This window comes from Pedobacter heparinus DSM 2366 (assembly GCF_000023825.1).
GTDB classification, from domain to species: Bacteria; Bacteroidota; Bacteroidia; order Sphingobacteriales; family Sphingobacteriaceae; genus Pedobacter; species Pedobacter heparinus.
Genome location: NC_013061.1, coordinates 3431253 through 3455403 on the forward strand (window position 1 = coordinate 3431253; position 24151 = coordinate 3455403).

Annotated in this window: 12 protein-coding genes; all 12 read right to left on the reverse strand. The window is 44.7% G+C overall.

Going from position 1 to position 24151, the window contains the following annotated elements; genetic code table 11:
- Nucleotides 1-21 precede the first annotated feature (21 nt).
- The 12 genes from PHEP_RS14285 to PHEP_RS14340 all read right to left on the reverse strand — a co-directional run bounded on the left by PHEP_RS14285 (nucleotide 22) and on the right by PHEP_RS14340 (nucleotide 24114).
- Entirely contained in the window at nucleotides 22-1428 is a 1407-nt protein-coding gene (locus tag PHEP_RS14285) for a Gfo/Idh/MocA family protein (RefSeq protein WP_015808691.1), read from the reverse strand.
- 24 nt (nucleotides 1429-1452) lie between these two features.
- Nucleotides 1453-3384 (reverse strand): hypothetical protein, encoded by a 1932-nt coding sequence (locus PHEP_RS14290; RefSeq protein WP_015808692.1) that lies wholly within the window; start codon nucleotides 3382-3384, stop codon nucleotides 1453-1455.
- A gap of 30 nt (nucleotides 3385-3414) precedes the next feature.
- Entirely contained in the window at nucleotides 3415-5448 is a 2034-nt protein-coding gene (locus PHEP_RS14295; RefSeq protein ID WP_015808693.1) for an NPCBM/NEW2 domain-containing protein, read from the reverse strand.
- A gap of 1 nt (nucleotide 5449) precedes the next feature.
- Nucleotides 5450-7642: a hypothetical protein gene (locus PHEP_RS14300; RefSeq protein WP_015808694.1), complete on the reverse strand. Its 2193-nt coding sequence runs from the start codon at nucleotides 7640-7642 to the stop codon at nucleotides 5450-5452.
- 6 nt (nucleotides 7643-7648) lie between these two features.
- On the reverse strand, nucleotides 7649-9679 hold the full coding sequence (locus tag PHEP_RS14305; protein ID WP_143715755.1) for an NPCBM/NEW2 domain-containing protein: 2031 nt from the start codon (nucleotides 9677-9679) through the stop codon (nucleotides 7649-7651).
- Between the two features lies 1 nt (nucleotide 9680).
- Complete coding sequence (locus PHEP_RS14310; RefSeq protein ID WP_015808696.1) at nucleotides 9681-11273, reverse strand: glycoside hydrolase family 28 protein; 1593 nt, start codon at nucleotides 11271-11273, stop codon at nucleotides 9681-9683.
- A 37-nt stretch (nucleotides 11274-11310) separates the two neighbouring features.
- Nucleotides 11311-13479 carry a hypothetical protein gene (locus tag PHEP_RS14315; RefSeq protein ID WP_015808697.1) on the reverse strand — a complete coding sequence of 723 codons (2169 nt, stop codon included), beginning with the start codon at nucleotides 13477-13479 and terminating at the stop codon, nucleotides 11311-11313.
- A gap of 13 nt (nucleotides 13480-13492) precedes the next feature.
- Nucleotides 13493-15064, reverse strand: coding sequence for a sulfatase family protein (locus tag PHEP_RS14320; RefSeq protein ID WP_015808698.1), 1572 nt, complete (start codon nucleotides 15062-15064; stop codon nucleotides 13493-13495).
- A 13-nt stretch (nucleotides 15065-15077) separates the two neighbouring features.
- The gene (locus PHEP_RS14325) at nucleotides 15078-17465 is read right to left on the reverse strand and encodes a GH92 family glycosyl hydrolase (protein WP_015808699.1); all 2388 of its coding nucleotides are present in this window, start codon (nucleotides 17463-17465) and stop codon (nucleotides 15078-15080) included.
- Between the two features lie 103 nt (nucleotides 17466-17568).
- Nucleotides 17569-19443, reverse strand: coding sequence for a RagB/SusD family nutrient uptake outer membrane protein (locus tag PHEP_RS14330; RefSeq protein WP_015808700.1), 1875 nt, complete (start codon nucleotides 19441-19443; stop codon nucleotides 17569-17571).
- 15 nt (nucleotides 19444-19458) lie between these two features.
- Nucleotides 19459-22692: a TonB-dependent receptor gene (locus PHEP_RS14335; protein WP_015808701.1), complete on the reverse strand. Its 3234-nt coding sequence runs from the start codon at nucleotides 22690-22692 to the stop codon at nucleotides 19459-19461.
- Nucleotides 22693-22959: 267 nt separating this feature from the next.
- Nucleotides 22960-24114, reverse strand: a complete 1155-nt coding sequence (locus PHEP_RS14340; protein ID WP_036674120.1) for a FecR family protein — start codon at nucleotides 24112-24114, stop codon at nucleotides 22960-22962.
- Nucleotides 24115-24151: the final 37 nt, after the last annotated feature.

The window sequence follows — 24151 nt, forward strand, 5'->3', positions numbered from 1 at the left end:
ATAATTTAAAAACAGGTGCCTTTACATTTTATAAAATTGCGACCAGCCTTTTCTTGGCGGAGGGCCAGCCAGCAGTTCGTTACCAATTTTACTATTGCTGATCTGCTTTTTATGGGCATCAAAAACAAGCCTGGTATTTAAACGCTGTGCCAATACCCCCAATGCCATTACCTGGCACAATGGGCCGGCAATAGCAAACGAGGAACGGCAATCTTCCTCACCTTTGCAGGCTTTTAAGAAATTGGCAAAATGATTTGACGGACTCTCCGGCACTACGGGCAGTATAGATGCCATTTCTTTTGCTTTTTCTGCAGGGATGATCTCGAGTGCTGAACCATGCGAGCCACCCTTAAAGGTCAACTCTTTTGAATAAATTATTTTTCCGGGATATCGTTTGGTATTGGCAGCCCCTGCTGTTGGCGGCGGAATATTTTTGGCCCGTACATATTCACCAAAACCTTCAGGTAATTCGGGACGGTTATTAAACCCATCATACCAGGTAATGTCACAGGCCGGCATATGCCCACGCTTTGGAAATTTAAACAATAAAGTAGAGCCCTGCGGAAATAAAAATGCACTATGTCCTTCCATTTTAACCGGATTGACTTCAGTAGGTAAACCGAGTTCTAAAAACTGATGTGCCGTATCGATGATGTGCGCACCCCAATCGCCCAAAGCGCCATTCCCAAATTCATACCAGGAGCGCCAGTCGCCATTGATATAGCCCTTATTGTAATCCTTAAAAGCCGACGTACTGAGCCATTTATCCCAATCCAGCGTTTCAGGAATAGGTTGTGCCGGTAAAAAACCGGAAGCTGTCATGCCATGCCACCTGCGGCCATTGTTCATAAAGGCAGTGATGGCGGTAACGTCTTTAATAATGCCTGCTTCAGTCCATGCTTTAAACTGAAAGTAGTTTTCTTCGGAGTGGCCCTGGTTGCCCATCTGGCATTTTACCTTATATTTTTTTTCCGCATCCATCATCAGCGCCACTTCGTTAAACGTATGCGCCATTGGTTTTTCTACATACACATTTTTGCCCTGATTCATGGCCAGCATGGCTATCGGAAAATGAGAAAAGTCGGGCACACCAATGCAAACAGCATCAAATTCCTTACCTATCTGATCAAACATTTCCCTGAAATCATTAAAACGTTTTGCATTCGGAAACTTGTTCATGTTCTCCAGCGTATGTGGCGCTCCCATATCCACATCGCAAAGCGCCACAACGTTCACCAGCCCCGTTTTATACAGAGAATTCAGTAGCTCACCACCCCTGTTGCCAATGCCGCAGCAGGCCAGGTTTACTTTATCGCTTGGTGCGGTATGGCCAAAAGGTTTCCCTAACACGTAGGATGGCAGGATCATGAAACCGGCAACAGCCGCCAATGCAGATGAACTGGTTTTTAAAAAATCTTTTCTTTTCATATCGTTTATCGTTGGTTACGAGGTTTATTTTACTTTATATTTTTGCATAATGGGCCTGCCAATTTCCACTCCATCTACCTGGAATAAAAAGCTGGCAGGTAAGGGCGATGGATTGTAATAGGCCAGTCGCTTCTTACTGGAGAGGTCTGCTTTTACCCCCAGCCTGCCATTCACCGTCACCACGGCAACTTCTACCACCCCATTTTGCACATTCACGATCAGGGGAGCCGACAGTACTTTCTTCCTGAATTTTAAAAAATCGGCAGCTGTCTTTATCCCTTCTTCTACTTTCCACCACATGGCAATGGCCGCTTTGCCGTTATTGGAGTGCCGCAATGTCAGGCGCATGGTTTTGTTGTGTTTCAATTGAAACTGTTCCCTGGACGACTGATAATTGAAACCATCGTTATAAAGTGATGCGCGGCCTTCTCCGGTATCATCCCATATCAGGCGGAAGGATATAGCTACATCTTCAAATCTTGCAAAGAACGTCCTGCTGGTATCAAGTTCAATTCCCTTACCTGCATCCGGCACATTTATCTTTTTATTGCCCATCCAGATTTCATCAAATACATTGGGTAAAATAATGGTGGAATTGAGGTAATCATTGGTACAATTGTGGTCTTTTTCTCCGGCAGCCAGCAGCACAAACTCAGCCTTGTTCTGAGCAGATTGGAGGAATGGCATCAGGTGCCTGGTTTTGTTCCAGCCCCCATTTGCAGGGTAATTGGCCGGCATCCGGCTTTTCATTTTTTCGCCCATACCTGTAGCGGCCCAGGTACCATAATGGTCATCACGCCCTTCCAGTACGTAAGCAATATTGGGCATGGCAGGTATACGCTCACTACTCAGGTACACCACAAAAGGCTTGTCATCCGGGCTATAAGTTTGGTTGGATGAGGCAATGGATACTTTATTGCCCACAAAATCGCAGGCATAAGTATTGGCCAGACTATCCCAGCGCTGCACAATGAAACGGTTCTTTCGGTTCATCAGTTCTTTCTGACTGGCCGATAAGCCTAATTTTTGCAGGGCCGATAAACAAATCTGGTTAAACAGGTGTACATTGTTATTCTGACCGCCCAGCAATGGATTAATATATTTTTCTTCGAGCAGGTCGCGACTAAAAACACGGTTGTAATCACGGCTATGGGCTCCGCCAAGTATACCCGCCCGTTTGTTGTAATGCGCACTTAAATCAGTCATTAAAAAATTCAGGGCATCCGCAGTCTTTGTTTTAATGTCATTGTCTTTTAAAAAAGTATGCATCAGCAATAAAGACTCCATATCAACCCCGCTGTAAGTTGGGCTGTCATATTCCCGGTTACCATATTGTGCTACATGGTTCAGCCAGGTATCGAAAAGCTTACGTCCGCTTTCGAGCATAACGGGGCGATGATAAACCTGGCCCAGGGCCAGCAGGTTCCATATTTTCATTAAATATATATTGGTATAAGAGATCCGCACTTCCTGGTTCAATACCCCATTACCGGCCAGCATAAAAATTTCGTCGAGTGTTTTTACCGCAGCCTTCGAAAGCCGGTCGTTAAACAACAACTTAACCAGAATCCCATACTGCACACAGAACTGCACATTATTGCCATCGCCCACATCAAAGCCCCTTTCCTGCCAGCCCCAAAAAATATTGCCATAAATACGGCCTGCCGCCGGGTCCGTGATCATCCTGGTCTGCACCTTTTTCAGCAACCACTCTACCTGCTCGTCTTTCAGGAAACGGGTGTCCAGGGCATCTGCCAAAAACATGAAGCAGTCCCTTACACCTATTTGCGGAGGATTGGCCTGCATAGCCGCCCATTCTTTTTCCAATACAGCTTTACGTGCTGCAGGGTTTGGCATAGCAGGTACCTTATAACCTTCCGGCTCCTGGGCCGCCACACGTAACACAAAGCCGGCTATGCTTAATATGACCACGATTACCGTTACGATTGTTTTCATAATCTTCTGTTTATAACTGATGAAAAAATTTTATTTCAATAAAGCCAATCCAACCGGAGAAACTTTAAGCATCACCACACCGTGATAAGGAACAGTAGTGGTGAATGGTCCACTATATTGCCCCAGGGATTTTTGCCGCCACACATCTCTGATCTGCCATTTTCCTTTCAGGCCTATCTTAGTAAAATCCAGTGCATATAGTTTTTCTTTTTCATCGCCCCAGCGAAAATAAGACTGGGGTGTTTCTCCATACCCGGCAGTGTTGAAAATACCTATACCATAAGCACCGTCTTCCAGTTGTTTTACCCAAACCTCTATGCCGGCCTCACGCAATAAAAGCCGGCCAGCTTTCCCAAGTGGATCCTGGTTAATGGCAATCACTTCATCATTGGTCAGCAGGTTTAGTGTAAATGCATCCAGCTTCTCAATAGGGCAGCCGATCAACATGGGTGCGGCCAGCAAACTGAATATGCTAACATGGCTATACTGTTCATCTGCTGTTAATTTTGTAGGATGCATTACCGGACCAATTGCAACATCACCAACAATCATCATATCCGGATCGGCCCAATGTCCGGGACCAGTATAGGCTGCCCATTTATCGATCGAGAATACCGTAGTGTACAAACTATTCCAGCTATCTTTAATATCAGGGCCGGTTCGGTACATATGTGAAAGGCGCATCCAGTCTTTCACTTTTTCAAAAGGTGAATTGTTGGATAAACTGAATACCACATCACGGTCTGATTTTTTCAGGGCATCGGCCATACGTTCCGTAGAATTTACATCTATCCGCCAGTCGTATTTTAAAAAGTCAAAGCCCCAGCTCGCCATTTGTCTGGCGTCTATTGTTTCAAACCTGTATTTTCCGATGTGCATAAAAGATTGCCTGTTCACTTTAATGCGCTCATGTGTTTCCCCTCCTGCCGGAAAATCAGAGGAGCCACCTACATACCCGCCATAACTGGAAACATAAGGTGTAGAATACAAACCAGCTTTTAAACCCAATGCATGTATCGCATCAACCATACTTTTAAAGTCGGGAAACTTCTCATTCGGTTGTAAGGCGGTGTCTGGCCTGGTTCTTACGCCCTGCCAGCTGTCATCAATATTGATATAGTTCCAGCCATGGTCGCGTAAACCTTTATTTACCATGGCCTGGGCAGAAGCCATTACTTTTTCCCGGTCAATTTTAGTTTCCCAAGAATTCCATCCATTCCAACCCAGTGGGGGTGTCAATGCAATGGTATCCCCAATTTTGATCACTAATTTTTGCTTCGCTTCACCGAGGTTATTTTTAGCCTTCAGCAGTACACTGTAGTTTCCTTTTTCTTTAACTACCCCGGTAATGATGCCGGTTGATGCAGATATGGATAATCCTTTGGGTAAACCAGGCGCCGAAAATTGCATAGGCCGCCTGCCCGTTGCTGCTATTGTGTATAAGACAGGATTGCCCGGACTTGCCCCAAATACTTTGGCCGAATTTATTTTAGGTGTTTGTTTGGGTAGCGGGGTCAGTATATATTTCTGATCTGGATACCGCAGGTATCCGGGCAAATGCCCCTCTTTCATTTCCAGTTTGGCATTGATCCAGTTGGCATAGGTCCTTTTATTACCAACACCACCTACCTTATCCGTAACCAGTAGTCCAAGTTGTTTAATTCCGCTCAAATCTACCTCTACTTTCAGCGGCTCATCTCCAACCCTCCTTTCCCCGCTTTCAAACAATATTTTACCGTCGCCCAATACATAAAACCGCAGCGCTATATCCTTATTACCATGGTCATCCACTGCCGCCATTGCCGAAAAACGTATGGCCTGTTTAGAAAGGTCAAATTTAAGGATACTGATGCTTTGTGCCCCCAATCCCCTTAAATACTTAACACCCTTTACACACATGGTATCCTTACCATAGTTGGCTTTTACCTCCACCGGACGGATGCCGTCTGAAAAACTTTGGATAGGAAGGTCATCCAGCCATACTACATGGTTTTTCTGCGCAAAACTTACTAAAAATGAAAAGGTTAATAAAAGTGTAAAACACCCGGATATGAATTTATTCATGTTAGTTTGTTTGAAGTGTTAAATTTTCTACATCACCTTTTGCGGGCCGTGGCACAACTACGGTAAATAAATGGGTAGCTGCATCCTGGCTCAGTTTCCCTTTGCTGGATTTTATGCGCTGCAGGGAATAGCCCTGTAAGGTTACCGCTGGTTCCCCTTTGGCAAACAATACTTTTACCTGCAGTTTTTTTCCGGCATCGATGATACCGGCAATGCGTTTTTTTCCTGTAGCCGTTATTTTTCCGGCATCTCCCAGAAAGGCAATTCCTGAAGCGGTGATGGGTGCCACAATGTAAAAGGCATACTTTTCTTCCGGCAAGTCTGCACTAAATCTTTTTCCTGCCTCCAGCACTTGTACCGTATGTTTTTGTGGATTAAATACGACCGATCGGCCTTTCATCGACAGTTCAGATAAACCAAAACTGAACTGGTTGATCTTAGTGGTATCGTTTCCAAATGCAAAAACATAGCCTGTTTTTATGTTACCATGTAGCGTGTGCGTGGCTGCTATTATAGGTTTTTCTTCCTTACGGGCCATTTGCACGTAATTCTGGTCCAGCGGCAATAACGGTTCGTCCGGCTTAACCAGCACACCATCGGCACGGCAGGCCATCAGGATATTTTTCTTGCTTTCTGTACCAATCAGGTCACCGGTGCCTACCGGACCTGCCGATAGCACAGATACAATCATATTGTCGATTTCAGAACTTTTAAAAACATCACTCCAGGGCCAGATGCCCATTTCATAAGCCAGCTGTGCAGTAAATAAAAAGTACATCCATCTTTTGGGCATAAAGCGATCTCCCGCTGTCCTGATGGTAGTCAGGTTATTGTATTTTACACCTTGCATAAAATACCTGGGCAAGCCCATGCAATATTGCAGGTTGATGCCCGCATCCTGCGCCGCCTTTGCCATATGATCTGTAAAAGCATTGGCCACATTGATGTCCGATTTCATTTCCGGATTATTGGTATAGATGTAATTGATCCAGTCCTGCTCGTATACCGCTACTCCCGAACTTTTCAGATAGCCCATAATTTCTTTCCAGAAAGCCGGATCAATCGCTCCGATACCACTGATCTTAAACCGTTTGTGGTAAGGACTGGCACGATCAATCCAGCGGTTATGCGTTACCAGTGGCAGTCCCAGCTGCTGCTGAAAAGCAGCAAGCCCGTTCGGGAACAAAGCGGTGTCGGCTTTGTATTCCATTAAACCGCCCGACCGGTTCCAGGGGCCTTCAGGAAATTCCGCTTTCTTTTTTGTGCCACCAGGTACATTGTGTACACTCGTAGTGGACTTCTGGTACCACCAGCTATCCAGCTGCATATAGCCCAATGGAATGCCCTCTTTTTTATAATGTTCTTTAAGGGCCAGCAGGGTACCATCATAACCTTTTGCCGGATCGTAATTGTAATAATAATCACCGCCTACATCGGTCCAGCAGCCAAAGTATTTGAGCACTACATCGGCATCATTTGCCGGAATTTTTCTGTGATAGGTTTTACGCAATGCGGCACCCCATTCGTCCCAGGTATTGCGTATACCCTTGCGCATCACCAGGATAGAAGAATGGGTAAAACCTGCGGGAAGCTTTTGTACTTCCGGATTAAGGCCACTCCTCACGTGGGTAGTACCGTCACCTGTCATGAGCGACACCATAAAATCCGATGCAGGCGATAAAATGGCGGCGTCGTTTTTACCATTGAAGAACAACCAGGGGGTAGATGTTTCCTCTAAAAAATACTGTGCCAGTGGAAATATCCGGTTATGATAACTGTAGTGGTACAAAGAGTCTGGCATGCGGGTAAAATCAGGAAAGGCCTCCGTAGACTGACCATCTGCTCCCTTTGGGGTGGTTAAAGAAAACAACACGACCGGGCATCCGGCATACCAGCGGATACTACCCTTATACAGATTGTTGCCTTCCCACTGAAAAGAGATATCGGTATATGTTCCAATAACGTCTTTTCCCTTTTCTTTTTTTAAACGATTGAGGGCCTTCCCTATGCTGCCACTCATGGTCCATTTGAGACTGGATGAGCTGACCGAATAATTTCCTGTTTTTGCATCAACCTGCACATAGATATCCTGTTTTGGCTGGGCTTGCGATGAAAAACTGATGCTTAGAAAGATCAGCAGCAACAGCGCTGCCCCATATATCTTTAGCTGAACTATTTTTTTGATGAACTGCATAATGTTTTAATGTTTTGTTGATTGATGGGCCGTTAACCTGATCATTACCACGCCATGGTGCCTGATGCCGGTGTTAAATGTTCCTTCAAATTCACCTAGGTTCTTTTGCCTCCATACATCACGTATGGTATATTTTCCCTTCAATCCGATTTTTGTCAGATCCAGGGTAAAGGATACAGGCTTTTCATCACCCCAGCGAAAATAAGACTGCGGCGTTTTGGTATATCCGTCGATGTTAAACAGGCCAATCGCATACTCCTTATTTTCCAGTTGTTTCAACCAGATCTGCACACCGTTTTCTTCTCCAACCAACCTTGCAGGCCTGCCCAGCGCGTCCTGGTTTACAGCAATCACTTCATCATTGGTCAGCAGGTTTAGCGTAAAGGCATCCAGTTGTTCTATAGGGCAGCCAATCAGCAGCGGGGCGGCCAGTAAACTGAATAAACTCACATGGCTATACTGTTCATCCGGAGTAAGCCTGGTTGGATGTAAAGGAGAACCGGTAGTCACATTGCCCAATATCATCATGTCCGGATCATTCCAATGCCCCGGTCCGCCATAAGGGCTCCATTTATCGAGTGTAAATGCACTTACGTAGAGGCTTAACCAGCTATCCCTGATATCCGGTCCTGTACGGTAACTATTGGTTAACCGTACCCAGTCTTTTACGTTGCTGAAAGGAGCCGAATTGGAAATGCTGTAAAAGATGTCTCTGCCCGAATTTTTCAGGGCTACCGACATGCGTTCTGCCGAAGGTACTTCTATCCGCCAGTCATATTTTAAATAATCAACTCCCCATTCCGCCATTTGCATGGCATCTTCTTTTTCGAAACTGTACTTGCCGATATAGCGGAAAGCTCTTTTATTGTCCCGCACAGCATCAGGGAAAAATCCATGCTCCAGGTTGGAAGAACCACCAGGATAACCCGCGTAACTGCTGATCCAGGGAGTGGAATAAACACCGAGTTTTAAGCCCAGGCTATGGATATAATCTGTCATTTGTTTAAAAGAAGGAAACTTTTCATTGGGCTGAATGGCATTGTATTTTCCACCTCTTTGCCCCTGCCAGGCATCATCGATATTGATGTAAGTCCAGCCATGATTGGCCAGTCCCATTTTTACCATGGCATCTGCTGATGCCATTACTTTTTCCTGGTCAATTGCTCTTGCCCAGGAGTTCCACCCATTCCAGCCCATAGGTGGTGTCAATGCAATGGTATCGCCAATTTTTATCCTCAGCTGTTTAACAGACTCACCGGATGAATTTTTAGCTTTCAATGTTACGGTATACACCCCTCTCTCTAACACCTTACCTGTAATGATACCTGTCTTCGCATCAACCTGCAGCCCGTCCGGCAAATTGCTGGCTGAAAATACCAGGGGCCTTTCGCCGGTTGCAGCAATGGTATACAAAAATGGATTCCCCGGTCTGGCACCAAACACAGCCGCAGAATTGATCTTAGGTTGAGTTCCGGCAACAGGGGTTAAAATAATCCGTTCATCTGTATTGGGAATGTTGAGTGGCATCTGCTCATCTTTCATGATAAATTTAGCATCAGCCCAATTGGAGTAGGTTTTGGTTATACCCTGCTCAACAAGCACCAGCAAGCCCAAACGCTTAATTCCTGTTAAATTTACATTTAACATTCTGGGTTGATCTCCCCATTTCATATCTCCGCTTTCAAAAAGAATTTTCCGGTCACCGATCACATAAAACCGATACGGCAAACCTTTCATCCCCATATCATCTACACCCACCACCGCTGAAAATGCTGAGGCGTTTCCATTCAGTAAAAAACTCAGCACACTGGTACCATTCACACCAATCCCTCTGCTGTAAGTGATGCCTTTCATACGGATCGCCTCACCGGAACCTGAAGTCTTTGCCAGCACTGCCGGAATCCCTTCCGAAAAAGTACGGATACTTAAATCATCCATCCAGATGGTATTGTTTTTTTGTCCGTAAACCAGCGTGGTCCCCATCAAAAAACAGCCTATACAACATAGAAGTACTTTAAACCTTTGCTTCAGCTCCATTTTATCTATAATTTGTTTTTAAAATCCCTTTCGCTTCAGTAACCGGCATTTCCAGCTGTTGGAAACTGATGCCATCCGTATTGTTCAGTTGAATCACCGGCAGCTCTTTTACAGTCGGAATTTTCATGTTGCTGAGTTTCATTCCTTTCACATCATCCAGCACCATTGCAGGTCTGAAATCATTTTCCAGGTAACTTATTTTTACATTGATCATTTTTATACCTGCAGCATGCCGGATATAAAATCCCCAGGCAGGCAGTTCACCAAACATGGAGAACTCAGGATAGTTAGCCGGGTTTTCAGGAATTTCAGTGATCTTATCCAGGGGTATATAAGCGATATTTTTATTGGCCCTGCCACCATAGCTGATCTCTATATTTTCAAGGGTAACATCTTCTACAGGATAGCCCGGCAAACCTACAATCGAAGAAGGGATGAGGTTGTACGGCAAAAAGGGATGTCCGTAAATGTGAAAATTAGACGGGCGTACCGGCATTTTATCAAAACCCGGACGAAGGTGATCCGGTGGTCCTTCAATCGGGTAACCCTGATCGGGTTTTAACAAAGGGGTTTCCACTTTTACATTCGCGATATAGATGCCTTTTAAACTGCCCACTGCCCCCGCTGTATTGCGCTGCCCCCGACGTATAAAAATGGCATTACCGGTATTTTTGGCCACCACGTGCTGAATGTCAATATTTTCCAAAAAACCACCATCTACCGATTCGAGTGCAATAGCAGAGCGGTAAGTATCAAAAATGCTAAGATTACGGATCTTAAAATTGCGAAAGCCCCCGGAATTGCGGGTACCAAACTTCAGTCCGTTTGCGCTCGACCTTAAAGTACAATTGTCTACAAAAACATTCTCGCAGGAACTGTCAGGGTTTTCAGATTTAAAACAAAGTGCGTCATCAGATGCATTGATGAAACAATTGGTTATCCTTACGTTTTTCGAATCGGTAATGTCCAGGCCATCATTGTTCCAATAGGCCGTACTTTGTACCGTAATACCATCAATAATTACTCCATTACATTCCCGGTAATCCTGTACCCAGTCTGTTGCATCTTTCAGGGTAACCCCCGTCACCTTTACATTGGTACAGGAAGTAAAGGTCAGGATCATTGTCCGTCCTATTCCCGGCCGTTTGTACAGCCAGCTAGAATCCTGTTTCATTTCCCCGCTCCGGAGTTTCTTAAAAATATCCAGCATCAGTTCCTGCCCCTGCCCATCAATGATCCCTTTGCCACTGATCGAAATGTTATTTTGATTTTTTGCGGACACGAGCGCTGGTCTTCCGTTATAGGCCCCATAATCAGCCCGGTCTGTAGACCCGAGCAGGCGGGCTCCCAGTTCCAGATGCAGGTCGACACCAGATTTTAAGAACACCGGCCCCGACATAAAATTACCTGGCGGCACAATTACCCTTCCGCCGCCACCGGCAGCGGCTTTATCAATCAATTGCTGAATGACAGCAGCATTGTTGGTTTGCCCGTCGGCCACAGCTCCATTGGCCGTGATCAACTGGTCTTTTACCTGGCAGTTTGCAGAGATGGTGTATATCAATGAAAACAATAACACTAGTTTATATTTCATAACCTTTTATTTTTTAAATCCTTCAGGACTTTGTGTTTTACAATTTATTGATCAATGGTGTAGCTGATCTTTTACCGTCCGCAATGGTCATTTGCAGGATGCCGTTCTTTTTTTCCATATAAAAGTCTACCGGTTTCGAAAAGCTCAACACCAGCTGCCCGTTCCGGCTTAATGACTTACAACCGGCTGCTGCAAACTTTTTGACGCCTGTTTTTTTATCCGCAGCAAGAACCGCAAGCCCTTTATATTCGCCGGTATACTTGTCGCCGTTAATGCGCAGGGCAAAACTCGCAGTCCGACCCGTTCTCAGTGAATTCAGATCTGTAAAAACATAAGAGCCATCTTCGTTTTTACAACCGTCAGGCAAAAAGTTCTTTTTTAAACCAAGCCTGGAAAGCCCTTCAATCTGATACCCCCGCACTGTGGCTTTATCATAAATGGATTTGAACCTTGCAGCAATCAGCTTGCCTTTAAAGTCACGGTCGGCTTTCCCTTCAATCATCAGTTTGCCACCTTGTTTTTGATAAGCTTCCAGAAATTTCAAAACGGGTTCCCTTGCATATTGAGGATTCAGAAACAAGACCGCATCAAACTTATGTCCGTTCATCACCGGCTTGCCATCCTTGCCAATAGTTAAGGTCTGGTTTACAATTAAATCGGAAGGCACCAGGGCATTCAGATAGCCGGCCTTCCAGATTTCAAGGGCCTTATTTTCTATCCCCAGCTGATCATTGATGTCGTATACACCCCTATCGGCATCATTTGGATACCAGTTGCTCAGCGCCTCCATACCAAAAATTACCAGCAGCTTTACCTCCGGCAACGATGGGTTAAATTTGTTCAACAAGCGCGCGCAGTTTTCAATTTTGTTGATGCTATCGATAGCTTCCGGGAATTCAAGATCAAACCGTAAGGGTCGCTTATCATTTAAGGCGTGATAATGTGTGCGGATGCCATACCGCAGGTCATGGATGGCTTTTACAACGACAGGCGACAACTCCGCATCATAGTATTGGTTATACATGGCATTCATGGGGTGCGACATGGCTACGCCCATTTGTGTGGGCAAAAATGTTTTCTCATCCGTTTGTCCGTAAGCACGCGGGGCAGTCCACCAGCCAATTCCATTGGCCCATATTTCATCGTTGATCAGGCTATTGTGGTAAGTATTGTGAATGCCACTGAATATATTTTTACCAAATATTTCTCTCGATTTATGGAATACAGCTGTTTCAACCCTTAATGCACCCTTACGCATAAATTCCATATAGGCGTTGATTGCCGCTATTCTTACTTCAGGTTTTCCTTCAGGTGCATACCGGCCATCGAATAAGGTTTTGGCCAGGTCCTTCCTGGTTTCAGCTGCATATGCTTTCGCCATTGCAGTAGAATACCAGCGCCCCCTGAAGGGCTGGGCGGTTCGCTGGTCAAATATTCTTTCAATGAATTTGTTCCCATATTCATCCAGCGCAAACCCATCAAAAGGGATATCAGCGAAAGTGGTCATTGCTTCCGTAAAACCCTTGATCTCCACATCATCCCACATGCTGCTCTGGCTGCAATACTGCTGCGTCATGATGCAGGCAGTTTGTCCTTTTAAAGCTGCACCAGCCTTGATGCTGACCTGCACCGTTGCTTTATCGGGTAAAACAACTTCGCAGCTACTGCTGATGTCTTTCAATGTAGCCGGATCATAAAAGCCTTCGCCGGTTTTTTTAAATGCATACACCTTAAACAGGTCTGATTTTAGCAATCGGTCTGCAAAACGGATATACCTGGCTTTTGCGGTAAAAGAAGCACTGCCGCGCTCATCAAGGGTAACTTCGTTTTCAACAATCATCCGCTGCGAACCCTCCATCGTTTTATCTTTGTAATTTCCCCACAACTGCAAACCAACTTTTATTCCTTTCCGGTGCCCTTCGGCTACCAGTTGTTTAAAAAAAGGGTGCAGCAGTTTCAGATCATAAAAATCAGCACCCTCCCTTGCGGTTAAAAACAGCATGGTGTAATTACATTTGCTGGCAATGCTGTCTATATTGGCCAGGGCCTTTTTGGTATCAGCTATAAGCGCTGGTGTAATAAACCAATAGCCGATCTGCTCATGGTTTTCATTCGCAAATTTTTGAACATAACTTATCTTTTGTGATTGTGTGCACAGTATATTACTGAAACAAAACAACACGATAAGTACAAATATCTTCTTCATTTTTATTTCAGCTTTATTTTGCACGTTTTCCTTTGGGCGCTGCTTTTATTTTTTCCAATAAGGCGCTTAGTTCTTTTACTTTTTCAGGATACCGGCTATACAAATTTGTCTCTTCTTTAATGTCTGTATCCAGGTTGTACAATTGCCCGGCAGCTTGCCCTTCAGGGGCCTTAACTATTGAGGGTACCGAAAACCCTCCGGAACCCAAACCGGTAATCAATTTCCAGGGCCCTTTCCGGATATCATAAAACCCTTTGGAAGAAATATTGACAATGGCCGGCTGTTCTGCAATCCCGGCAGCTTTACCAAGCAATACCGGTAAAATGGAGTAGCTATCTTCCGTTTCAAACTGGACAGCATGGTTGCCAGTTAAATCGGCACAGGTGGCCATCAGGTTGGCAAGGGTGGTTGTTACATTACTAATGGTCCCTGCTTTTACTTTACCGGGGTAACGCACAATAAAAGGAACCCTGTGGCCACCTTCATAAGCATCGCCTTTCATTCCCCTGAATGGCCCCGCAGCATGGTGGCCATATTGCTGCACAAAATCATCCCGCCAGTAAGGCCCGTTGTCGCTGGTAAACACCACTAAGGTATTTTTTGATAAGCCCAGGCTGTCCAATACCTGCAATATTTTACCTACTGCAGCATCAACTTCCTGTAAGTAATCACCATATTCCCCTGCCTGCGATTTACCCCGGTATTCGGCGGTAGGCATCCATGGGGTATGTGGTGCCGGCATAGGGAAATACAGGAAGAAAGGATTTTTTGTTGCAGCCTCTTTTTTAATAAAATCGGTGGCCTTATTGGTAAAGGCCGGCAATACACCGTAAAAATCAAATGAGGGACTTTTTAAGCCGGCCCTCCAGAAGGGGCCGGTATAGCCGCTGGCCAATTTATTACCTGGTGTATAGCCCGTAAGCGGCTCTGTTAGCTGATCATTCTCCAGATAGGCATATGGCGGCATGTCCAGAGAGGCAGGCAGCACATAGGAGTAATCAAAACCTTGTGTACGCGGGCCACGAACGGGTGCTCTTCCAAAATCTATCTGATCCGGATTCATTTCATCGGTAATGCCGTACAGCCTGTCTTTGTTAAAAGCGGGATTAATAGAATCTTTGAATGCTTCTTTTGGCATCCAATCCAATCCTAAATGCCATTTCCCAATTACCGCTGTGCGATAGGAGCTTGTTTTCAACAAACCGGCTACCGTTGGCAGGCCTTCTTCTATCAATGTTCTGCTATACCCTCTCAATACACCTACCGGAAGCCTGCTGCGCCAGGGGTAGCGACCGGTCAGAATAGAATAGCGCGAAGGCGTGCATACAGATGATGTGGTATGCGCATCTGTAAAGCGCATGCCCTGCTCGGCCAGTTTATCAATGTGGGGTGTATTTACTTTTGCACCTGCATTGTAAATTTTAATATCGCCATAGCCCAGATCATCAGCCAGAATATATACAATATTGGGCAGCTTCTTTTGTTGCTGGGCCTGCAATTTTGTTTTGCTGAGCAAAACCAGGCAAACTGAAAAAGCAAATGCGGTTACCCAGGTACTATGCTTCAAATAGGTTATTTTTTTCATATTCGGGATCTATTTATTGTACGGTAGACATAGATGGAGGCGCCATTTTTAAATTACTGCCCCATAATTTATTGGGCTGTGCGCCCATTTGCAAAATCAACTGACCGCCCTTTACCAGGGTTTCATGTAAAAACCAGGGCTGATCTAAAGGTTTCCCATTGAGGCTGGCCCACTGGATGTATACATTTTTAGCACTGTTATTTTTAGTGCTGATCACAAATTGTTTTCCGCTGTAATATTTCTGGTTCAGCTGGATGGTAACCTTGTCAAAGATGGGACTGGTAATTTCGTAAAAAGGCTTTTCCGAAGTCCCGCCGTTTGTAGAGAACAAGCCGATTTTCATGAGCACAGCCAATGATCCCATCAGGCCCTGGTCCTCATCCCCACTGTACCCTTTTTGCGGCGAAATACCACTGTAAACAGAATCGATCAATTGCCTTGTCCAGTATTGGGTAAGCCATGGTTTACCGGCATAGTTAAACAGAAAAGGTGTTTGCATACAGGGCTGGTTGCCGTAGTTAATGTAAACCCTTCTGTTCAGTTCCTGGTCTTTAGGGTTTTCAGATTTACCCGAAACAAAACCATGCGTTCTTGCTTTGGTAAACGACTCATTTAATTTGCCGGTAAAAGCATCAGGTCCACCCATCAATCCGATCAGTCCCTTTACATCCTGTGGTACAAACCAGGAATATTGTGCCGCATTGCCCTCCACAAACCCATGCTCATATTTTAAAATATCAACAGGCTGGTTCCAGTTGCCCGTCCTGTCTTTTGTCCACATCCAGCCAATCTCTTTATTGAAAACATTTTTATAATTCAGGGCCCTTTTGCTAAACAAAAGAAAGTCATCGGTTTTACCCAAAGTTTTGGCCATTTGCGAAAGGGCATAATCCTGATAGGCATACTCAAGCGTTTGTGCAGTGCCGTCCTGGTGATAGCCATACTTAATGCTGCTCAGCGGATACGGAACATAGCCCAGGCCTATATAATCTTCAATTCCGCCGCCTTTAAACGTGTTGTGCTCATAACCGGCCTTGCTCATCATTCCGCCAGGAAAATGGTCTTTCCGCATCCCTTCATAAGCTTTATTTACGTCAAAACCACGGATACCTTTCATGTAAGCACTTACAATAAATGGAGTCATTGTGGCCCCGGTCATCACATAAGTATAATTACCGCCCGAAGGGCCACGTGGAATTAAGCCGCCATTTTTATACATCTCTAAAAAAGAATTGATAAACGACTCCGTTACCTCCGGGTATACGAGGTGCCACAGGGTATTGAGCGACCATTGTGCACCCCAGAAAGAATCTGAATTGTAGGAATTGAACAGTGGTTTGCCCTTGGCATCCAATGGCATTTGCCTGGTTACAGGTTTTGCCCCGGTATTGTCGATATAGGTGCCACTTACATCACTTACGATACGTCTGCCTTGTAAGGCATGCCAAAGGTCGGTATAAAAACGTCTTTGGGCTGTCAGTGTGCCGCCTTCTACTTCAATACGGCCAAGCCAGGCATTCCAGTCATTGGCAGATTCCTTTACGATGCGATCAAAATCCCAATGCGGCAATTCAGTCTGCAAATTTCGTTTCGCTTCTGCTGTACTTACATATGAAATGGCCACTTTCATTTTACGGACTTCATTTTCTGCAGTTTTAAAGCGGAGAAAAACGCCTGTATGCTCACCTTCAACCCGCTCTGTGAAGGAGAGGATCTTACCATTTTGCCAGCCATTAAAACTTTCGAAATCCTTGTCAAATTCGGCTATAAAAAATATGGTGATCGGTTTAGGCCTCCGTACCGTTGCAGCCATGGTTACAGCACCTTCAATGGAATGTGCACTTGTTCTTTTAACACTTGCCGATTGCGTACCGGATGAGCCGAGTACGGTTGTAAAATCAAATAAAATACTGGCAGACGGGGATTTTGGAAAACGATACCGGTGAAAACCAACCCTTGTGGTAGAAGTGAGCTCAGCCGTAATGCCATAATCTTTCAATACCACTTTATGATAGCCCGGTTTGGCTACCTCTTGCTGGTGCGAATAGGAAGAGCCATAAGCAGAAGGCCCCAGATGTCCCTTAAATTCGCCGGTAGTAGGCAATACAGGTATGCCCGATAGTTCCCAGCAGTGGATATGGCTAAAACATTTAATGGTATCCTCGTCATAACGGTAGCCAGAGTTCCAGGTACCATCCAGTTCCATATCCGGGCTCAGGTTAACCATACCAAAAGGCCTTGATGCAGAGCTGAAATAAAAAAATCTCGAATGGGAAGCATCTACCATGGGTTCAACCAGCGCTGTCTTTTCCAACGCAGGCCGGCTGGTATTTTGCGCGAAAACGCAGGCACTGGTTACCCATAAAATGCTTAAGGGTAAAAGGCATTTTTTTATACACATAATAATATTGTCAATTTTTAGGATTCAATAGCATGGTATAAAAAGGATTTATCCACATCAACGTGAACAATGCGAATAAATCCCTTTTTACAACATGTTTATCTTAATAACCCAGATTCTGAGACATCGCCGGGAACGACAGATCAATCTCACTTTGGGGGATTGGCCGCAAATAATGCGTGTCCTTGATCGTATTGCTCTTTATCGCCCATGGATTGTATTTCAACACCCGCTCAATCAATTTTCCTGTTCTTTTTAAATCGAACCAGCGGTCATATTCGCCAAGCAATTCACGGGCCCTTTCATCCAGAATAAGGTCGATGGAGATATTGGCCGGTGTAGCCCGGTAAGAAACGGTTTCCAGAGATCTGATATCGCCAGGGAATTTAGCGCATTTTGGATCCGCAGCAACTTTAGCACCCAGGGCCCGGTTAAGCACTTTATTATAATACACATCGGCAGTACCCAACTGACCGCCTGTAGCGCCTTTAACAATTGCCTCTGCAGCAATTAAATAAGCTTCGGCAGAGCGGAAAATAGATTCATTGAAAGTTCCGTATGCATCGCCATAAGGAATATTTGGCTGCCAGAACTTCCACATAATGGGTTCTCCCGACGGAAAACCACTTGCAGCCACACCATTTACAATATTATAGCCCCCTCCCCATTCGCTTCCGTTAATCACCGAATAGTTTCGGGTGCCACCAACATCTACACCTCTGTCTTTAAGTGCAGTTGCAGGATTATTCCATGGACGGTAGTACACCACCGTGTCACCACTTTTAATATTGATCTTAAGGTTGGGATCTAACAAGGGTAATGGCTTAAACCCTGTAACAGCCAGTAAGGCATAACCTACTTCTAAAAAATTATGGTCGTAACGGCTGTCATTTTGAGGGTCATAAAACCTGTAAGTAGCCGCTGCCAGCGGGTAAATAGGCTGTGAGCGGTTGTAATCACTTGTTCTGCCTTTAGTACCAGGAAAACTTTCAGCCGTACCACCAAAAACAGAATGCAGGTTATTACCTCCGGCAGCATCTACAGCAAAAGCCGGATCGGTTTTATTGGTCAGCACATCAGGGTTATACTGTACCGAAAAAACAATCTCCGCGTTTTTATCATTCTGGGCACCGGTGTATTGGGCAAGTGGGTTTTTGGACCGCACCGGAAACAAATCTTTATAATTTGCCGCCAGTGGATAGGCCGCAATGATCTTGTCGGCATATTGCAGTGCCGACGTAAAATCGGCATTGGAACCGCCAAGTGTATTTTTAAAATTCCAGCCACGGGTTAAATATACGCGGGCCAGCAGGAACTGCGCAGCGCCTTTTGTGATGCGTCCGTAATTGGATGCCACCGGAGGAAGCTTTGATTCTGCATCCAGCAGATCAGCCAGAATCTGTTTATATACCTCTGCCGAAGCGATCCTTGTTGCTACTTTACTTGCACTTTGTGTTTCTGTTAAGGGCATCGGTACATCGCCCCATTGCTGCACCAGGTAAAAGAGCACCAGGGCCCTTAAAAATTTAGCTTCGGATACACGGGTACTTTTTAAGGTCTCATTCATGCCTGTAACGCCATCTGCCCTGCTGATTGCCGTATTTACCCGGCCAAGTTCTGTGTACAACAGCGTCCACAGCACCCTGAAATCATCCAGAGAAGAATTCAGGCCTGCGTCGTACTGGTTTAACGAGCCTGCATTGGGCGTTGTAGTTGCAAATTTCGGGTCATTGTAAGCACCCGGACTAAAAAGGTCAGTGCCCAGTAAAACCAGGCTCCGGGTTTGATGGATATTCCGCAGCAAAGGGTAGCATGACCTCACCAGGTCCTCAAAGCCCGCTTCTGTTTTGTAATAAACATCTGTTGTGAGTGTAGAAACCGGCGTTTCATCGAGAAAAGAGTTTTTACATCCAGGTGCAACCAGCAACATTAATGAAATGGCCAGTATGGTATATTTTGTAGTGAATCTTGATTTCATTGTAGTCGATTTAAGTTAGAAACTGATGTTTACACCCAACGAATAAATTGCCGATGGTACATCGTCCTGGTAAATAGCCGAATTAAATTCAGGATCAAAGCCGGTATACTTTGTAAAAATAAAAGGATTGGAAACCTGGGCATAGAACCTGGCATTGGCAATTTTATATTTACTCAGAAAATTCCTGGGCAAAGTATAACCTGCTGTGATGTCAGATATCCTTAAAAAACTTGCGTCCTGGTAGTTGATCGCACTTCTATATGGATTGGCTACATAAGGTGAAAAATAAGTATTGGAAGGATTGTCTTTGGTCCAGTAATCTAAAGAAGCCAGTGAATTGTAGCGGGTACCCAGTTCACCAAATGTTCCTGACAGGGTTGAATTGCTGTATTGTCCGCCATTCCTGTAATAAAGGAAGAAAGAAAGATCGAATTTCTTGTAATTGAAACGGTTGGTAACTCCCAGCAGCCAGTTTGGCAACTGCGTACCCAGTACTACCCGGTCATCAATATCACCGGAAGAAGAAATCTTATTGTCCTTGTTCTGATCAACCACACGCACAGAACCAGGTAGCTGCCCGTAAACTTTTGCCTGGTCCACATCGGCAAGCTGCCAGATGCCGGCAAACTGGTAATCAAAATTGGCACGGATGGGATAACCCACAAACAGTTTGTTTCCTTTATCAAAAGTCTGGCCTCCGCCATACAATTCCAGCAGCTTGTTGTTGTTTTTGGTAAAAGAAAACGTACTGTTCCATCCAAAATCAGGCTTCATGATGTTCTGGGTATTTAAAGTGATCTCTACCCCCTTATTCTGGATTTTACCCACATTGGCAATTACCTCGGTAAACCCGGTTACAGTTGGCATTTTTTGATTCAGGATCAGATCCACTGTTTTTCTGTTGTAAATTTCAATCGCTGCAGTAATGCGGTTGTTGAAAAATCCCGCATCAATACCAATATTTAACTCTTTACTTCTTTCCCATTTCAAGCTCTTGTTACCAAGGTTGGCAGGTGCAAAGCCCATCGCTGCTGCACCATCAAAATCGTAACCTGTATTTAACAGGAGCGCCTGCGTACTGTATGGGTTTACCGTAGCATTACCTACCTCGCCATAGCTGCCCCTGAGTTTCAGGTTAGAGAATATATTGAGTTCTTTAATGAACTGTTCTTCGCTCATTCTCCAGGCCAGGGCAACAGATGGGAAAAATGCCCATTTATTGCCTGCTGCAAGTTGAGAAGCACCATCTGAACGGCCGGTAACTGTCAGTAAATATTTGTCATCGTATCCATAATTGATCCTGCCCATGAAAGAAAGGAGTGAGCGCTCTATCAGGTTACTGCTCCTTGCAGTAATCGTACCGGTATTTAAAGCATACCAGTAAGAAGTATAAGGCAGGTCTTTTACAGCAATACTGGTGGTCTCATCCCGCTGATAATAGGCACTATACAGACCCGTAAAACCTATGGAATGTTTTCCAATATCCTTTTTGTAACTGAGGATATTGTCGAAAGTATAATTTGCCATCCCCTTGGTATCCAGCTGGGTCCTTGGCAAACTCCCGATCTGAGATTTCGACCAGGTACCACGCCAGTCCCCTATTTTAGCATTGCTGTAAGAAGCCGAAAGAGAACTCCTGAAAGACAAACCTTTAAGCAGCGACACTTCAACATAAGCATTGCCCAGGGCGGTAAGCGTCATTGTTTTAAGCAAAGATGTTTTGGGATCAATATCGGCAAGCGGGTTGGGTACCTGTTTATCATTGATACCCATCCATATGGCCAGTCCATCCACATTGATATCCGCGTTCTGGCTTGGATTGGTCAGGTCTGCATAATAAGGTGTCCCGGTAGGGCGTGCCCTGTATGCGCCCCTTAATGATTCCTGTGAGCCCCAGTTCTGATCGCTATAGGTTACATAAGAAGTGAATCCGGCCTTCACATGCTCACCCAGTTTACTGTCCAGGCCGGCATTTAAATTGTAACGTTTATAACCGGTATATTTAACATTACCCTGTTCATTTAAATAACCTCCCGAAAACCTGTAGGTAGTTTTATCCGTACCTCCGGACAAGCTCAGGTTATGACTGGTCTGAATGCCATTATGGGTAATCAGATCGGCCCAGTCGGTGGTTCTTCCTGCATCAATATTTGCGGTTTCGGCAATCGTAAAAACCGTTCCCGTAAGTCCTGCTGCAACCATATCTGTATAGGCAAGCTTATAAAATTGCGGTGTGGTCATCATTTCAGGCCCGTGAGCCATCTTTTTCATGCCCACATAGGCATCATAACTTAACTTCAGTTCACCAGATACGCCTTTCTTTGTGGTCACGATAACCACTCCATTTGCACCCCTTGCACCGTAGATAGAGGTGGAAGAGGCATCTTTAAGGATATCCATAGATTGGATATCATTGGGGTTAAGGGTATTTAAGTCTCCGCCCATCAGTCCATCAATCACGATCAGGGGCTGGGTAGAATTATTGATCGTATTTTCACCCCTGATGGTAATGTTATAGGGCGCACCCGGCCGGTTACTCGCTTTGGTTACCGTAGCGCCCGCAACTGTTCCCTGAATAGCTTTAGCAGCCAGCACCGGGTTAGACCTCACAATGTCTTTTGACTGGAGCGAAGAAAGTGCTCCGGTAAGGTCTCGCTTTTTAACTTCACCATAGCCAACCACCACAATTTCATTCATCTCAATATTTGCTACACTAAGCGAAACACTCATACTGCCCTGCCCATCATAAACTACTTCCTTATTGGTATAGCCAATAAAACTAAAAACCAGCACATCCCCTTTTTTAGCTACCAGCTGAAATTTCCCGTCCGTATCCGTAACAGCTTTGCCGGTATTGTTTTTCACTTTAATGCTCACACCAGGCATAGGCATGTTCTTTTCATCAACTACCCTTCCGGTAACCCGGTCAAATACGGCTGGGGTTGACACGCTTAAATCAGCCTGTTTCAATACGATGACCTGGTCTACTATCGTATAAGTCAGCGATTTATCTTCAAGTAATTGTTCCAGTGCCTGCTCCAGGGGAACATTTTTCAGAAAGACGGTGAGCTTTATCCGCGGATTGATCAGTTTATTGTCGTAAAAGAATTTGTAGCCGCTTTGCTTTTCAATAGACTTCACTATAGATGAAAAGGCCGCATTCTTTTCATTAAGGTTTATCCGTTGGGAAAACACCTTTGCAGATAAATGCAGACAGGTAATGGTTATTAAAATTACGGTTAGTTTCATAACCCTGATGGTTTGGCTCAGGGGCAAAATCCACAACGGTGGGATTTTACCACATTGGTTTAATTTCATACTTTTGTACGGTTAGGTTAATGGTTTGATTTCTGTCAATAAGAATTTTAAGGTTAGCCTGACTTTTCCAGGTCCCGACGGCAATCGGGATCTGGTTTTATCTTTTCATTCCTATTGTAAGGAACTAGGGTAATCTTCGAAGGGTTCGTGTAGCTATTTTTCCATATGCATGAATTGGTTTATATTTGGTTATATTGGTTATTTAACGGTTAATGTTCTGCCCTCCAGTTTAAAGGTGAGCCCACTCAGTTCCAGAATTTTTAAAATCTTCATCAGACTATATTTTCGGCTTACTTCTCCTACAAATTCATGGTCTTTAAGATTACCGGAAGCATATACCACATCTACATCATACCATCTTGATATCTGACGCATCAGCTGGGGCAAACTTGCGTTATCCAACAGGAAATACCCGTTTTTCCAAGCCATTACAGCAGCAATATCTGCCTCGCGTACTTTAAAACCTCCACCTTTTTCCTTAATTGTCCCCTGCTCTCCCGGTTTAAGAAAAGCCTCGTCATCTGCATGGACCAATTTTACAGCCCCCTCCAGTAATGTCGTCCTGACCGCTTTTTCGTCCGGATAGGCCATTATATTAAAGTGCGTTCCCAAAACAAGCACACTTGTTCCCTTTGCGTTCACTGTAAAAGGCATTTTCTCATTTTTAGAAACCTCAAAATACGCCTCACCACTCAGCTCTACATTACGCATTTCACCGGTAAATACTGTTGGGAATTTTAAGGAAGAAGCGTCATTTAGCCAGACCTTGGATCCATCGGACAGCAAAATCTGGTATTGTCCTCCATTTGGTGTACTGATGCTGTTATACTCCATGGCTGCATTCGCCTGATTTTTGGCGGGCCCCAAAACTTTATAAACCAATTGCCCGTCAGCTGCTTTAGTGATGGATATACCTGATCGTTTAACCAGATCACCATTGCTGGCATCGGTAAGCGATATTTTAGTACCATTGTTAAGTGTTAAGGTGGCTTTGTTCCCACCAGGGGGCCTGTCATGAATATGAACTGCTTTTGAATCCTGCTTTTTTGTGACTACGGCTGGATTGAGTTTATAAAAATAAAAACCTATTGAAACAGTGATCAGCAGAACTGCTGCAGCCGCATAGTTGAAAAGTGAATAAGATTTTTTCTGTTTTGAGGGTACTTCAATCGCTTCCGAGATGCTTGTATACATCTCCTTTTCAATTTTCTGTTTTTCTCCCATGGTCAGGGTATCCCAGTCTTCAGCTTTTTGAAAATGCATATAAAGTTGATTGTACTGGGCCAATTCTTCAGTCGTAGCTGAGCCAGATTCGATCTTTTCCAGAAGTTTAAACAGTTTTTCCTTTTCCATAATATTGGGCGACATATAAGTAAGGCGTTTTAAAGTA

Bases quoted from the DNA above. Each gene is read 5' to 3' on its own strand.
- PHEP_RS14325 (WP_015808699.1), bottom strand. From the start codon at position 17,465: ATGTGTATAAAAAAATGCCTTTTACCCTTAAGCATTTTATGGGTAACC.
- PHEP_RS14285 (WP_015808691.1), bottom strand. From the start codon at position 1,428: ATGAAAAGAAAAGATTTTTTAAAAACCAGTTCATCTGCATTGGCGGCT.
- PHEP_RS14305 (WP_143715755.1), bottom strand. From the start codon at position 9,679: ATGGAGCTGAAGCAAAGGTTTAAAGTACTTCTATGTTGTATAGGCTGT.
- PHEP_RS14295 (WP_015808693.1), bottom strand. From the start codon at position 5,448: ATGAATAAATTCATATCCGGGTGTTTTACACTTTTATTAACCTTTTCA.
- PHEP_RS14290 (WP_015808692.1), bottom strand. From the start codon at position 3,384: ATGAAAACAATCGTAACGGTAATCGTGGTCATATTAAGCATAGCCGGC.
- PHEP_RS14330 (WP_015808700.1), bottom strand. From the start codon at position 19,443: ATGAAATCAAGATTCACTACAAAATATACCATACTGGCCATTTCATTA.
- PHEP_RS14320 (WP_015808698.1), bottom strand. From the start codon at position 15,064: ATGAAAAAAATAACCTATTTGAAGCATAGTACCTGGGTAACCGCATTT.
- PHEP_RS14310 (WP_015808696.1), bottom strand. From the start codon at position 11,273: ATGAAATATAAACTAGTGTTATTGTTTTCATTGATATACACCATCTCT.
- PHEP_RS14315 (WP_015808697.1), bottom strand. From the start codon at position 13,479: ATGAAGAAGATATTTGTACTTATCGTGTTGTTTTGTTTCAGTAATATA.
- PHEP_RS14300 (WP_015808694.1), bottom strand. From the start codon at position 7,642: ATGCAGTTCATCAAAAAAATAGTTCAGCTAAAGATATATGGGGCAGCG.
- PHEP_RS14340 (WP_036674120.1), bottom strand. From the start codon at position 24,114: ATGGAAAAGGAAAAACTGTTTAAACTTCTGGAAAAGATCGAATCTGGC.
- PHEP_RS14335 (WP_015808701.1), bottom strand. From the start codon at position 22,692: ATGAAACTAACCGTAATTTTAATAACCATTACCTGTCTGCATTTATCT.